The organism is Nonomuraea sp. NPDC003709 (assembly GCF_040610775.1).
GTDB classification, from domain to species: domain Bacteria; phylum Actinomycetota; class Actinomycetes; order Streptosporangiales; family Streptosporangiaceae; genus Nonomuraea; species Nonomuraea angiospora_A.
Genome location: NZ_JBEXMW010000056.1, coordinates 1 through 13,928, shown reverse-complemented (window position 1 = coordinate 13,928; position 13,928 = coordinate 1). Strand labels below are relative to the sequence as shown.

At 72.6% G+C, this 13,928-nt stretch carries 13 protein-coding genes; 8 read left to right on the top strand and 5 right to left on the bottom strand.

Features of this window, described 5'->3' with window-relative positions; all coding sequences use genetic code 11:
- Window positions 1-73: 73 nt before the first annotated feature.
- From lanL to ABZX61_RS64245, 8 genes are all read left to right on the top strand, one after another.
- Window positions 74-2,758 carry a class IV lanthionine synthetase LanL gene (gene lanL / locus ABZX61_RS64280; protein ID WP_355212781.1) on the top strand — a complete coding sequence of 895 codons (2,685 nt, stop codon included), beginning with the start codon at window positions 74-76 and terminating at the stop codon, window positions 2,756-2,758.
- Window positions 2,755-4,536, top strand: coding sequence for a prolyl oligopeptidase family serine peptidase (locus tag ABZX61_RS64275; protein WP_355212779.1), 1,782 nt, complete (start codon window positions 2,755-2,757; stop codon window positions 4,534-4,536). Before lanL ends, ABZX61_RS64275 begins: the two co-directional genes overlap by 4 nt.
- A gap of 90 nt (window positions 4,537-4,626) precedes the next feature.
- A complete protein-coding gene (locus ABZX61_RS64270) occupies window positions 4,627-4,746 on the top strand; it encodes an ALQxL family class IV lanthipeptide (RefSeq protein ID WP_350742721.1) in 120 nt (39 codons plus the stop codon).
- A 33-nt stretch (window positions 4,747-4,779) separates the two neighbouring features.
- A complete protein-coding gene (locus ABZX61_RS64265) occupies window positions 4,780-4,899 on the top strand; it encodes an ALQxL family class IV lanthipeptide (protein WP_350742719.1) in 120 nt (39 codons plus the stop codon).
- Window positions 4,899-5,033 (top strand): ALQxL family class IV lanthipeptide, encoded by a 135-nt coding sequence (locus tag ABZX61_RS64260; protein ID WP_350742717.1) that lies wholly within the window; start codon window positions 4,899-4,901, stop codon window positions 5,031-5,033. Before ABZX61_RS64265 ends, ABZX61_RS64260 begins: the two co-directional genes overlap by 1 nt.
- A gap of 112 nt (window positions 5,034-5,145) precedes the next feature.
- A complete protein-coding gene (locus ABZX61_RS64255; protein WP_355212777.1) occupies window positions 5,146-6,906 on the top strand; it encodes an ABC transporter ATP-binding protein in 1,761 nt (586 codons plus the stop codon).
- Window positions 6,888-8,651 carry an ABC transporter ATP-binding protein gene (locus tag ABZX61_RS64250; protein ID WP_355212776.1) on the top strand — a complete coding sequence of 588 codons (1,764 nt, stop codon included), beginning with the start codon at window positions 6,888-6,890 and terminating at the stop codon, window positions 8,649-8,651. Before ABZX61_RS64255 ends, ABZX61_RS64250 begins: the two co-directional genes overlap by 19 nt.
- Window positions 8,648-9,694, top strand: a complete 1,047-nt coding sequence (locus tag ABZX61_RS64245) for a radical SAM protein (protein WP_355212775.1) — start codon at window positions 8,648-8,650, stop codon at window positions 9,692-9,694. The genes ABZX61_RS64250 and ABZX61_RS64245 overlap by 4 nt, the downstream gene beginning before the upstream one ends.
- Window positions 9,695-9,700: 6 nt before the next feature.
- Here ABZX61_RS64245 and ABZX61_RS64240 read toward each other — a convergent pair whose 3' ends face one another.
- The 5 genes from ABZX61_RS64240 to ABZX61_RS64220 all read right to left on the bottom strand — a co-directional run.
- Window positions 9,701-10,300 carry an ATP/GTP-binding protein gene (locus ABZX61_RS64240; RefSeq protein ID WP_355212773.1) on the bottom strand — a complete coding sequence of 200 codons (600 nt, stop codon included), beginning with the start codon at window positions 10,298-10,300 and terminating at the stop codon, window positions 9,701-9,703.
- Window positions 10,281-10,682 carry a DUF742 domain-containing protein gene (locus ABZX61_RS64235; RefSeq protein WP_355212771.1) on the bottom strand — a complete coding sequence of 134 codons (402 nt, stop codon included), beginning with the start codon at window positions 10,680-10,682 and terminating at the stop codon, window positions 10,281-10,283. The genes ABZX61_RS64240 and ABZX61_RS64235 overlap by 20 nt, the downstream gene beginning before the upstream one ends.
- Window positions 10,679-11,110, bottom strand: a complete 432-nt coding sequence (locus ABZX61_RS64230; RefSeq protein WP_350742758.1) for a roadblock/LC7 domain-containing protein — start codon at window positions 11,108-11,110, stop codon at window positions 10,679-10,681. The genes ABZX61_RS64235 and ABZX61_RS64230 overlap by 4 nt, the downstream gene beginning before the upstream one ends.
- Complete coding sequence (locus ABZX61_RS64225) at window positions 11,110-13,509, bottom strand: nitrate- and nitrite sensing domain-containing protein (RefSeq protein WP_355212770.1); 2,400 nt, start codon at window positions 13,507-13,509, stop codon at window positions 11,110-11,112. The genes ABZX61_RS64230 and ABZX61_RS64225 overlap by 1 nt, the downstream gene beginning before the upstream one ends.
- Window positions 13,510-13,652: 143 nt before the next feature.
- Window positions 13,653-13,928: arabinofuranosidase catalytic domain-containing protein (locus ABZX61_RS64220; protein ID WP_355212768.1), on the bottom strand; the 276-nt coding region annotated here is incomplete at its 5' end.

Below are 13,928 nucleotides of genomic sequence, written 5' to 3'. Positions count from 1 at the left end.
CACGCCTATACCTGATGTCGATCAGCCGATGGCCCCGGGCCCGCGCTGATCATCCAGTGGATAGGGGAGCAACGTGGGGGAAGACCAGACCGGCGTGGATCGGCACGTCCTGGAGGACGTCGCCAAGGCGGCCTTGGGCCGGGCGGCGACCGGTGAGCAGGAGGACGCCTGGGAGATCCGCACCCGCAGGCCGTGGACGTATGTGACTCCGGCAGGCGCGGCGAACCGGGCGCAGGGTTGGAAGCTGCACGTCTCGGCGACGCCGCTGTCGGCGCCGGTGGTGCTGGCGCGCGCGGTGGAGGTGCTGGCGCGGCACCGCTGCTCGCTCAAGTTCGCCGCGACGCTGGCCGAGCTGTCCGGCCTGGTGGCCAGGGAGCAGGACCGCGGGTCGGTGGGCAAGTTCATCACCGTCTACCCGCCCGACGACCGGGCGGCGACCGTGATCGCCGAGGAGCTGCACGCCGCCACCCTGGGCCTGCCCGGGCCGCCCATCCTGTCCGATCGCGCGTACAAGCCGGGCAGCCTGGTCCACTACCGCTACGGGGTGTTCTCCGCTCCCTCCGTGCTGGACAACGACGGCTCCTACGCCTCGCAGCTGACCGCCCCCGACGGCACCCAGGTGACCGACAAGCGCAACGCCTGGTACTCGCCGCCCTCGTGGGCGCCCTGTCCGTTCGAGTCGGGCAAGGCTCCGGTACGGGTGGCCGCGCCGCAGGCGGTGCTGCTGGCCGACCGGTTCGTGGTGCGCCAGGCCGTACGGCACAACGCCAAGGGCGGGGTCTTCCTGGCCGAGGACCGCGACACCGGCGGGAACGTGATCGTCAAGCAGGCCCGGCCGCACGTCGGCGCCAGAATGAACGGACATGACGAGCGCGACGCGCTGCGCCACGAATGGCGGATGCTCGACCTGTTCGGGCCGCTCGGCGTCACGGCGCGCAAGGTGACGCTGTTCGACAAGGATGACAACCTGTTCCTGGTCCAGGAGCGCATCGAGGGGACCGTGCTCACCGTCTGGGCCGGCGAGCGCGGAGCCGAGGGCCCGGACCCGCGCTGGCGCGAAACGGTGCTGGGCCTGGTGGGGCGCCTGGTCGAGCTGGTGGCGACGGTCCACGAGCGCGGCTACATCGTGCGCGACCTGACCCCGAACAACATCATCGTCACCGAGGACGGCGACTGCCGGCTGATCGACCTGGAGACCGCGGCCAGGCCCGGCACCCTGGTCGGGCGCACCCACACCCCCGGCTACGCGCCGCCGGAGCAGGAGAACTCCCCCGCCCTCGGGCCCTGCCCCGGCGTCGAAGTGGACCTGTACGCGCTGGGCGCGACGGTGTTCTACCTGGTCACCTCCTGCCAGCCGATGCTGGTCAAGGATCAGGACGAGCACGCCAGACCGTGGGACTCCCGGGTGCGCACGCTGGTCGACGTGGCCGTCGCCGGCGATCCCGTGGCCACCGAGCTGGCTCCCATGATCTTGGGGTTGATGGCGGAGGATCCCGCCCGGCGGTGGGACCTGGCCAGGGTCCGTACGTTCCTGGACGGCCTGACCACCGGTCCGGAGGCGGGGAACGGTTACCGGCTCGCCACGGCCGACCAGGACCGGCTGCTGCACGACGGGCTGGCGTACACCCTGCGCACCATGGGCGGGGACGCGCGGCTGTGGCCCAGCACCGGGTACGGCGCCACCGCCGACCCCTGCGGCGTGCAGTACGGCGCGGCCGGCGTGCTCCAGCTGATGGCCTCCGTGCTGAGGACCTCCCCTCAGGAATCCCTCGCGACCGCCCTGCGCGACGGCGCGAACTGGATGATCCACCGCCTCGCGGGCGAACACCGCCCCTCGCCGGGGCTGTACTTCGGCCGGGCCGGCATGGCCTGGGCCCTGTACGAGGCGGGTGCGGCGCTCGACGACCACAACATCCGCTCGGCGGGTCTGGACCTCGCCCTCGACCTGCCCGTCAGCTGGCCGAACCCGGACATCTGCCACGGCCTGGCCGGGACCGGGACGGCGCTGCTGCACCTGTGGAACGCCACCGGCGACCCGAGATTCCGCGACCGGGCGAGCGACTGCGCCGACGAGCTCCTCAAGGTCGCGCAGCGCACCTCCGACACGGTGCTGTGGCCCATCCCCAAGGACTTCGACTCCGCGCTGGCGGGCGTCGTGCACTACGGCTTCGCCCACGGCGTCGCCGGGATCGGCGCGTACCTGCTGGCCGCCGGCGTCGCGCTCGGGCGCGAGGACTGCCTGGAGACCGCCGTCGCGGCGGGCCGTACCCTGCTGGACGCGGTCGACTACCACGGTGAGGCGGCCTGGTGGGGGGAGGGCCCGCACGGCGGGGCGAAGATGCCCCACTGGTGCAACGGATCCTCGGGGATCGGAACGTTCCTGGTGCGCCTGCACACGGTCACCGGCGACTGGGACGCGCTGGAGGTGGCCAGGGCCGCCGCCAGGGCGGTGCACGGCCACCGGCTGCGCTCCGGCACCGCGGCCTGCCACGGCCTGGCCGGAGACGGGCAGTTCCTGCTGGACCTGGCGGAGCTGGCCGACGATCCGATCTACCACGAGCAGGCCGAGGAACTGGCCGCCGTGCTGTGGACGCGCGCCACCGTGCGCGACGGGCTGCTCGTGGTGCCCGACGAGAACGCCCTTGAGGTGACGTTCGGCTGGAACACCGGGCTGGCCGGGGTGCTCGCCTTCCTGTGGCGGCTGCGCCACGGCGGTCCCCGCCCGTGGATGGTCTCCGACGAGGTGGCCGCGCGATGAGCACCGTCACCACCCTGCCCACGGAACTCAGGCGGATCAGCTTCAGGTTCTCCGGCAACGGGCGCCATGCCACCTGCCTGGCCGCGTACGGCCGTGACAAGCTCATGCCGGAGCTGTGGGACCTCACCGGTCCCGCGCCGCGGCCCCGCCTGTTACCCACCCGCGAAGGCGAGACCTCCTGGACGCTCCCGCTCCCCACCGGAGACGGCGGCGTGCTGCTGTGCCGTCACGGCAAGGGGTCGGCGCGACTGCTGCTCGCCGTCCCCGGCCCGGACGGCGCGCCGGCCGAGGAGTACGAGCTGCTCACCCCGCGCAGCGGAGGGCTCAGGCTCGTCGCCGGTGTCGCGCCGGGCACCGCCGCCCTGCTGTTCGAGAGCGGCGCGGACGGACGCACCACGGTGTGGCGCGTGTCTGGGCGCGCCGAGGCTCCCGAGCAGGTCGCCAGGCTGACCGGTGCGGTCGGCGGGGGAGTCTGGCTCGACGAGGACGGCCGGCGGCTCGCGCTGGCCCGCCCCGAGCCGGGCACCGGCGGCACGCTCGTCCTCGACCTCGCCACCGGTCTTCTGACGGCACTTGACGGGCTGGCGGACGGCGAGCACCTGCTCATGGCCGCGCCGCGCACCGGCGTGCTGCTCACCGCGGCACAACGCGGTGGAGCGTTCCGGCTCGGCGTCCGGCACCGCGACGACCCGGCGCCGACGGCGTTCCCCGAGCGGCTGAACCGCGTCGAGGGCACCGTCGCACCGCTGACCCTGGACCCCGACGGGCGGCACCTGGCCCTGTCGGTCGTCCGCCGCAGCCGCTCCGACCTGCTGCTGCACGACCTCGCGGCGGACACCCCCGTCGAGGCCGAGCTGCCGGCCGGGACGTTGCAGCCGCTGGCGCGCTGGACCACCGGCGGGCTGCACCTGCTGCACAGCACGCCGGACCGCCCGCTCGGCGTGGTCACCCTGACCGATCCGCTCCGGCCCCGGGCGCGGGCCGCCGCCGAGGAGCACGCGGGCGGCTGGGCACCGGCCCGTACGGTGGACCACCAGGGCCCGGCCGGGCCGATCGAGGCCATCGTGTACGGCGACCCGGCGACGAGCGAGCAGGTCGTCCTGGCGCTGCACGGCGGCCCGGAAGCCGCCTGGCCCTTCGGGTTCGACCCGCTGTTCCAGCGGATGGCCGCGGCGGGCATGGCGGTGGTCGCGCCCAACCAGCGGGGGAGCACCGGCTACGGCGAGGCGCACCGCGACGCCATCCACGGCGCGTGGGGCGGCCCCGACCTGGCGGACATCCTGCAGCTCGGGCGCACGCTGGCCGACGCGCGCGGCCCGGGCCGGCAACGGCCCATGCTGTACGGCATCAGCTACGGCGCCTACCTGGCCCTGCTGGCCGCCGCCGCGGAGCCGGACCTGTGGACCAGGGCCGCGGTCATCGCGCCGTTCCTGTCCGGGCGGGACCTGTACCAGGACGGAGCGCAGCGCGTACGCACGCTGCTCGATCGGCTCGGCGGCTGCGCGGAGGCGGACGACGAGCTCGGCCCGCGTGACCTGGCCCGGCTGGCGGACCGGATGCGCCTGCCGATCATGATCATCCACGGCCTGCAGGACTCGATCATCCCGGTCACTCACTCCCGGCGGCTGCACGGCCGGCTGCTGGCGGCCGGTCAGCCGGTGCCACCGGTCTACCTGGAGATCCCCGTGGCCGACCACGACCCGCTGGCCTCCGGCGACGGACACCTGGTCACCGGCCTGCTCATCGACTTCCTGAGCGGCAGGCCCGTCACCGCCTAGCGGGCGCTCACAGACTCCGGCCCGTCGACGCGGGCCGGTACTCCACGCCGTCTCGAAACGAGCGGCAACCACCCAAGAAAGGAGAACGCGATGGAAATCGACATCAAGGCCCTGGACATGCTGCCGGCCGCCGAGGAGGCCGCGCTGTGGCCCTGTCTCATCACCTGCGAGGTCAAGACCTGCAAGGACAGTTGCTGGGTCACCATCTGACGAAAAATCCCCATTACTGAAGGAGAGAACACCATGGAAATCGACATCAAGGCTCTCGACATGCTCCCGGCCGCCGAGGAGACCTCGCTGTGGCCCTGCGTCATCACGTGCTTCATCTCGTGCAAGAACGACAGCTGCTGGATCACCGTCTGATGGAAATCGACATCAAGGCCCTGGACATGCTCCCGGCCGCAGAAGAGTCCTGGCTGTACCCCTGCACGCTGAGCTGCTTCGGCATGACGTGCGAGGGCGATGAGACCTGTTTCATCACCCTCAGCCTGTCCTAGTGAAATCCCAGGGTCACCGCCGCCGGCGGTGGCCCTCCGGGTCCGTTGAGAGGTCCGTAGAGAGGGCCGTCGAGAGGTCCGCAGAGAGGGCCGTCGAGAGAGGAGAGGAAGGATGCCGGATCCCGTGGCAGGCACCGCCGGGGAGCGGGTGACGCTCAAGCACGGCGACCGCCTGCTCGCCTCTCTCGCACGGCGCGCCTGGCGGCCGCTGGCGGTGGTCACCGCCGCGACCGCCGCCGCCTCGGCCGCGACTCTGGCCATGCCCGCCCTGCTGGCCGCCGCGGTGGACAGGGTGCTCGCGGGCGAGGACGTGCTCGCCGCGGCGGCGCGGCTGGCCCTGGTCCTGGCCGTCATGACGCTCGCCGACCTGGTGTGCCACGTCGCGGGCGCCGCGGCCAACGCCTCGGCGACCTCCACGCTGCGCCTGCGGTTCACCGGCCACATCCTGCGCCTCGGCGTCGGGGAGGCCCGCCGGTTCCCGACCGGGGAGCTGGCCAACCGGCTCGTGAGCAACACCGCCGGGGCCGGACAGGTCCCGCTGGCCCTGCTGGACACCGCCGCCGGGCTCGTCACCGCGGCGGGCGGCATCATCGCGCTCTTCCTCATCGACTGGCGCACCGGGCTCGCCTTCGTGGCCGGCCTGCCCGTCGCGCTCGTGATCATCCTCATGTTCGTCTCCCGGATGTCCGGGTTGTACGACCGCTACCAGGAGACGCAGGGCCGGCTGGCGGCGCGGCTCACCGACACCCTGGGGGGCATCCGTACCGTGCGGGCCTCCGGCACCGCCGACCGCGAGATCGCCCGTGTGCTCACCCCGCTGCCCGAACTGTCCGAGACCGGGCACGCCCTGTGGCGGGCCCAGGCCCGTGGCGGGTGGCGGATCGGCCTGGTGCTGCCGCTCATGGAGGTGGCGGTCCTCGCCGTGGCGGGCCTCGGCGTCGTGGCCGGCCGCCTCGAACCCGGGCAGCTGCTGGCCGTGGCCGGGTACGCCACGCTGGGCCTGTCGTTCATCGAACACGTCGACGCGGTGATGAGCGTGGCGCAGGCCCGCTCGGCGGCGCGGCGGGTCTCGCAGGTGCTCGCTCTGCCCACCCAGGCCCCCGGTACGCGCCCGGCCCCCGAAGGTCCCGGCACGTTGTCGTTCCGCGGCGTCACCGTCACGCGGGACGGCGCCCGGCTGCTCGACGGGATCGACCTGGAGCTTCCCGCAGGATCGCTGACCGCCGTCGTCGGGCCGTCCGGCGCGGGCAAGACGACGCTGGCCATGGTGGCGGGCAGGCTGCTGGACCCCGACCGCGGGCAGGTGCTGCTCGACGGCCGGCCCCTGGCCGAGCTCGCCCCCGACGCGCTGCGCGACGTCGTCGCCTACGCCTTCGAACGCCCAGCGCTCCTCGGCGGTGACCTCGCCTCGGCCATCGCCTACGGGCGGTCCGGGACCAGCCCTGCCGCCGTACAGGAGGCCGCCGTCTCCGCCCGCGTCGACGACGTCATCCGCCGGCTCCCCCAGGGGTACGACACCCCGGCCGCGGGCGCGCCGCTGTCCGGCGGCGAGCTCCAGCGCCTCGGCCTGGCCCGCGCGCTCGTACGGCGCGCCCGGGTGACCGTGCTCGACGACGCCACCTCCAGCCTCGACACCGCGACCGAGGCCCAGGTGACCCGCACCCTCGTGGACGGGATGCGCGGACGCACCCGCCTGGTCGTCGCGCACCGGGCGACGACCGCCGCCCACGCCGACCTGGTCGTCTGGCTCGAGAACGGCCGGATCAGCGCTCAGGGCACACACCGGGAGCTCTGGAACGACCCGTCCTACCGAGCCCTGTTCGCCGCCGAGGAAACCAGTGGGAAGGAGGAGACGTGTCCGGTGCTTCGCTGACCCCGCTCCTGGGGCCGCGCACGCTCAGCGCGCCGCGCCTGCTGCTGGCCCTGCTCCGGCCGCGCAAGCGCCCGCTGGCGGTCGCCCTGGCCCTGTCCGCCGTCGAATCGGCTCCGACGCTGCTGTCCGGGTTGCTCATCGCCGCCGCCATCGACCGCGGGTTCCTGGCGGGGCGGCCGGGGACCGGACTCGCCCTGCTCGGGCTGCTGGCCGGCGTCATGTCGCTCAAGGCGGTGGCCACCCGGTTGACGCTCCCCGTCCTGGCCAAGGTCGTCGAACCGCTGCGCGACGACCTCGTACGGGCCGTCGTCACCGCCACGGTGACCCGCGCGGCCGGCGGCGCCGAACCACCCGACACCGCCGCCGTCAACCGGCTCACCGCGCAGGTGGAAACGGTGCGGAACCTGGTGTCCGCCCTCCTGCGCAGCAGCCGCCAGCTCGGCATGTCGTTGATCGCCGCGCTGGTGGGGCTGCTGGCCCTCTCTCCGCCGGCGGCCGCCATCGCCGTGGGACCGGTGGTGCTGGCCCTGGCCGTGTTCGCCTGGCTACTGCGTACGCTGGCGAGCCGGCAACGCGCGCTGATCCTGGCCGACGAGCGGCTCACGGCCGAGGCCACCCCGATCCTGTCCGGACTGCGGGACGTCGCCGCCTGCGGAGCCCACGACCAGGCCCGCGCGACGGTGGACGCCGCGGTCTCCGCGCAGGTGGCGGCCACCATGTCGATGGCCTGGGCGGGCACCGGCCGGCGGCTGGTCGTCACGCTCGGCGTCCACGTCCCGCTGCTCGTCCTGCTGATCGCCGCCCGTCCGCTGGTCGACGGCGGCCACCTCAGCGCGGGAGAGGTCATCGGCGCGGTGACCTACCTGGCCACCGGGCTCGACCCGGCGTTGCGCATGCTCATCAGCACGGTCGGCGGGTGGGGAGTGGCCCTCGCCGTCACGCTGCGCAGGATCGCCGAGTCCGTCACCGTGCCGGTGACCTCCCCGCGGACCGGGACCGGGCCCGGCCCGCTCGGGCACCGGCTCGACGCCGAACGGCTGACCTTCGGCTACGCGCCCGGGGCGACACCGGTCGTTCGCGACCTCGACCTCACGATCCCCGAGGGGGAGCACCTGGCCGTGGTCGGCCCGAGCGGCGCCGGCAAGTCCACCCTGTCGATGCTGCTGACCGGGCTCCTGCCACCGACCGGCGGCCGGATCGTGCTCGGCGGACTCCCGCTCGACGAGACTCCGGAACGCCGCCTGCGCACGATGATCGCCCTCGTGCCCCAGGAGGCGTACGTCTTCGCCGGAACCGTCCGCGAGAACCTGGCCTACCTCGGCGCGGACACCGACGCGCGGCTGCGGGCGGCGGCGGCCGCCGTGGGAGCTCTGCCGCTGGTCGAACGGCTCGGCGGGCTCGACGCCGTCATCGAGGAGCCCTCCTCGCTCTCCGCCGGGGAGAAACAGCTCATCGCCCTGGCCCGCGTGCACGCCTCACCCGCGCGGACCGTCGTGCTGGACGAGGCCACCTGCCACCTCGACCCGGCCGCCGAGCAGCGCGCTGAGGAGGCGTTCGCCGGACGCGACGGCACGCTCGTCGTCATCGCGCATCGCATCAGCTCCGCCATGAGAGCGCGGCGCGTCCTGCTGATGGACGGCGGCACCACGACCGCCGGAACGCACCAGGAACTGCTCACCCGATCCCCCCTGTACGCCGACCTGGTCGGCCACTGGCGCACGAACGAGAAAAGGACCATGCCATGAGCATCCCGAACGGGCCCAGCGACATCGTCTGGGACGTCACCTACGCCTGCCCGCTGCGATGCGTGCACTGCTACTCCGAGTCCGGCAGGCGGCCGGCCCGGCAGCTGAACCACGACGAGATGCTCAAGGTCGCCGACGCGATCGTCTCCTTCGGCCCGCGGGCGGTGGAGTTCGCCGGCGGCGAGCCGCTGCTGGTCAGAGGCATCACCAAGGTCGCCGGCCGGCTCCGCGAAGCGGGGGTGGGCGTCAACGTCTACACCGGCGGATGGACGCTCGACCGCCGCTCGGCCGAGGAGGTGACCCGGGTCTTCTCCCTGATCACCGTGAGCGTCGACGGGGCCGACGCCGAGGTGCACGATCGGATCCGCGGGCGGGCCGGTTCGTTCGAGCGGGCGATGAACGCGCTGACCCTGCTGAACGACCTCTCGGAGGAGCGGGTGGCCAACGGCCTCGACCCGGTCGAGTTCGGGGTCGACTACGCGGTCCTGCGGTCCAACCTCCACCAGCTGGAGGAGTTCTGCCGCACGGTCGCCCCTCGCTTCCCGTACCTGCGCTTCCTCACCTTCGCCGCCGCGGTGCCGTCCGGGCTCGCGAGCCGGCAGGGGTTCGCCGATCACGAGCTGCTGAGCTTCGACCAGCTGCGCACGCTGGTGAGCGGCGAGCACGTCGAACGCCTGCGTTCCCTCGCACCCCGCCAGGTGCAGGTGGCGACGTCGGACAACATGGTCCTGATGATGCATCCGAACGCCCTGCGCCGCTACGGTTTCCCGTTGCTGCAGGTGGAGCCGGACGGCGAGGTGCGCGCGATGCCGATCTACGAGGGCACCGTCGGCAGCCTCCTCACCGAGGACGCCGGCACGCTGTGGCAGCGCGCGGTGGAAAGGTGGAGCGACCCCGTGGTGGTGGAGGCCCTGTCGGCGGTTCGGTCGATGGACGACTGGGCCGAGGCGACCCGGCGCATCGACTACCACTTCGGCACCGACGAGGTCCGCCGCCGCATCGACCGCCGCCCGTCGCTGGTCCCGGCACCGGCCGGGAGATGACAGGCGTCAGGCCACGGGGTGCGGTGCGGTGCGGGGCCGGGCGGCCAGCAGGTGGTCGATGAGCGCGAGCAGCACGTCGCGGGCCGCCGTCCGGTCGCGGGCGTCGCAGAGCACCAGCGGCACCTGCGGGTCGAGGTCGAGCGCCGTGCGGATCTCCTCGGGCGTCCGGTCCTTGACGCCGTGGAAGCAGTTGACGCCGACGACGAAGGGGATGCCGCGGCTCTCGAAGAAGTCGATCGACGCGAAGCTCACGTCCAGCCGCCGGGTGTCGACCAGGACGACCGCGCCCATCGCCCCGTGCACCAGGTCGTTCCACATGAACCAGAAGCGTTCCTGCCCGGGGGTGCCGAACAGGTAGAGCACCAGCTCGCGGTTGATGGTGATGCGCCCGAAATCCAGCGCGACGGTGGTGGTGGACTTGCCGCTCACGCCGTCCAGATCGTCGACACCAACGCTGGCGTGGGTGAGGTACTCCTCCGTACGCAGTGGGGCGACCTCGCTCACCGCGCCGACCATGGTCGTCTTCCCGACGCCGAACCCACCGGCGATCAGGATCTTCACCGCCAGGGGAGCGTCGTCCCCTTGGTCAGAGCTTGCGTAAGCCATCCCTCACCGCCTCAAGAATTGTCACATCGGGAAGACCGCCGCCCGCCTGGGCGAAGGCCAGCGGTGGCCGGGCCCGCATCTGACCGTTCTCGATCAGATCGCCAATGAGGATCTTGGTCACTGACACCGGGAGGTTCAGCGCCGAGGCGACTTCGGCCACCGCCAGCGGCCGCTCGCACAAGGCGAAGATGGTGCGGTGCTCCGGCTGCATGCGCCGCAGCCCGCGTCCGGTCTGCGAGGAGACGCCGGAGAGCGAGGTCACCAGCGTGATCAGCGTGAGGTCGTCCCGTTCTGGGGCGGTCCGTCCGCCGGTGATCGTGTAGGGGCGGACAAGGGGCTCGTCGGCGTCATCGTCGTCGAACCCCTCAGTCCAGTGCTTCATCCGCGTCTCCCCGCGTCATCGGCCTGCGGGGTACGCGCGTCGGTGCCCAGCTTCTGGCCGACCTGCTGGACGAGGGTGTGCATCGCGACGCTCATCAGCTCGGCGTCCACCTCCTGGGAGGCGACCACGGCCAGATGAGTGCCGCGGCCGGCGGTCGTGATGAACAGCCACAGCTCGGCCATCTCGATGATGACCTGCTGCACCGGTCCGCCGCTGAAGAGCTGCCCCACGCCGCGAGCCAGGCTCTGCTGGCCGGTGGCGATCGCGGCGAGGCGTTCGGCGTCCGAGCGCTCGATGGTCCGGGACCGGCTGATCACCAGGCCGTCGTCGGACAGCACGATGGCGTGCCGGGTGCCCGCGACCTGATCGACCAGACCGTCCAGGAGCCAGTCCAGGTCTGCGTTGGTGGCGGTGGTTCGCTGCGTCATCATCGATCTTCCGTCGTGGGTGAGCCGGGCTCGGGGGATCCGTCCGGCCGGGGCTGGAAGGCGTCATCACCGGTCCGGCGCCTGCGAGACTGCCTCTGGAACGCGCCGATTGTCGCACTGGATCGGCCGGGCTGATCGCGTGGGGCCCAGGCCTCCTGCTCGGTCTGTTCGTCCCCGTTCGCCGGGACCTTGAGCTCGGTGACCAGGCTGGCCTGGCGCACCCGCTGGGGCAGCGGCCGGCGGGCGGACGGCGGGAGGGCGTCGTCCGGGATTCCGGTGGGCGCTGTCACGTACGCCATCGCGCGTCCCCTGGAGCGGGTCGGCAACTGCCCGTCCGCCGGTTCCTCCTGCGGGCGAGGCTCCGGACGGGCCGCCTCCGGCGCCGGGGCCGGGGCCGGGGCGGCCTCCTCGGGCACCGCACGCGGACGGTCCACCACCAGCGCTTCCGGGAGCAGCACGATGACCCGGGTGCCGCCGAAGGCCGACGACCGCAGCTCCACCTGGAGGCCCAGGCTCGCGGCGAGCCGGGCGACCACGTACAGGCCGAGCCGGACGTCGTCGGCGTGGGTCATCACGTCGAGCTGCGGCGGCGACTTCATCAGGGCGTTGGCGGCGGCGTACTGCTCGGCCTCCATGCCCAGGCCGCGGTCCTCGATCTCCACGGCGACGCCCCGGCTGACCGGTGCGGCCCGCACCTCGACGGGGGTCATCGGCTTGGAGAAGGTGGTGGCGTTCTCCATGAGCTCCGCCAGGACGTGGACGAGCGGTCCCACCGCGCGCTCGCTCACCCAGGACTCGCCCTCGACGTCGATCGAGATCCGCCGGTAGTCCTGGACCTCGCCCTGCGCGGCGCGCAGCACGTCGAGCAGGTGCACCGGCTTGCGCCAGCGGCGCTGCGGCTGCCCGCCGCCGAGGATCACCAGGTTCTCCTCGTAGCGGCGCAGCCGGGCGGTGAGGTGGTCCAGGTCGAACAGGCCCTCCAGCACCTCGGGGTCCTCGTGCTTGCGTTCCAGCTCGTCGAGCTTCTTCAGCTGCAGGCCGATGAGGATCTGGGTACGGCGGGCGATGCGCTGGAGCATGCGCTGGAAGCCACGGTGCTGTTCGGCCTGCCGCACGGCGGTGAAGACCGCGCTGCGGCTGGCCAGGTTGAGGGCCTGCCCCAGCTCGCCGAGCTCGTCGGGGGTGGGCTTGAGCATGTGGACTTCCGCGTCCACGTCGACGTCCTCGCCGCGCTCCAGCCGGGCGACCACCTTGGGCAGCCGCTCCTGGAGCTCCTGGGCGTCCTCGCGGAGGTGGAGGATGCGCCGGCGAAGAATGGAGGTGAGACGCCAGCTGGTGAAGATCACCAGGCCCAGGGCGAGCAGGCCCACGCTGGTGACGCTGATGAAGATGACGAAGAGCATGCCGGCGTGGTCGTAGCCGATCTTGCTGACGTCGGCGAGTCGGAGCCGCAGGAGCTGCGTCACCTGCTCGGTGACCGTGTCCACCGAGGAGCGCCACCCGGTGCTGTCCCCGCGCAGGGTCACCTGGTTGCCGCCTGAGGGGGTCAGCCGCTCCTCCAGCGCGGTCATGGCCATCCACGCCTTGCCGGTGATCAGCGTCTCGTACCGCTTCTCGTCGCCGATGAGGCTCGGGATCACCTGGGAGCGCATGAGGTGCTTCCTGGTGCCGGCGGCGTCGGTGACGAGGCCGTACTCGTCCCTCGTCAGGTGCCCCGACTTCCAGCCGCGGGCCAGGACGGCGTCCTCGCGGCCGATCAGGTTGACGACCCAGAACAGGTCGACCAGGGTCTGCGCGCTGCTGTTCACCTCGCCCTCGTCGGTGTGGCTGAGGACGGTCAGCACGCGCAGGTCCGACTCGATGACCCCGCTGTAGTAGTCGAACGCCTTCTGCGGGCTGGCCCAACCGGCGTCCACCGCCCGGCGCTGCTCGTCGAGGAGGTTGAGGCTGCGGTCGGTACGGGAGATGGCGTCGCCGAGCCCCTCCGGCCCCTTGGCGGTGTCCAGGGCCGTCAGGGGACGGAAGGCGCTAACGGCCTGGTCGGTCACCGCGCGCTGCTTGGCGAGCTTGCCCGCCGCGGCGCCACCGGGGTCGGCCTGCGTCTCCGCGGTGAGCAGCCGTTCCTTGTGGAGGCTGAAGAACAGGTCGGACGCGGGTGCGCCGACGGTCTTGGTGGCCAGATCCATCTGGGCCTTCTCGGCCCGCCACTGGGAGGACAGCTGGAACATGCCCGAGGCCAGCAGCGGGGTGAAGGTCAGGCTCGGCACGAACACGATGATGAGCAGCACCGTACGCAGGGGCAGCCGGCGGGCACCGGCCAGCCGTCGCGGCTGGGACGACGCGCTCCCGTCGCCCACGGTCTCCGTCCGCCGTCGCCCGGCCCTGCCCCATCCAGCCACGTGGAGGACACTCTCCTCACCAATCGGTGACAATCACCCAACTAGGCGATTGGTGCCTGATAGTAGCCATACGGCAGTTGAGTCGAAAGCCCCGCTTTCCCGGGCTTTGCCGCCCCCGGCGTGGGCCGGGGGCGGCGGCGGGTTCACCTGTAGCCGGCGGCGACGATGTTGGCCTGCACCGCGTTCTCGGTGGCGTCCGTCGGATAGCCGGAGGTCATCACGCCCTCGTAGAAGGTGCCGGCGGAACCGTGGCTGTTGTCTCCGCCGATGCCGAGGATGATGGCCCCTTCCTTCTTCATCGGGTTGTAGCCCGCGACGTTGGGACGTGCCCCGTTGTAGTAGGTGGACAGGTTGCCCGACTGGGCATTGCCGGCGCGGATCGACCAGTGGTTCGGCTCGCCCTTGACGATGGCGGTCAG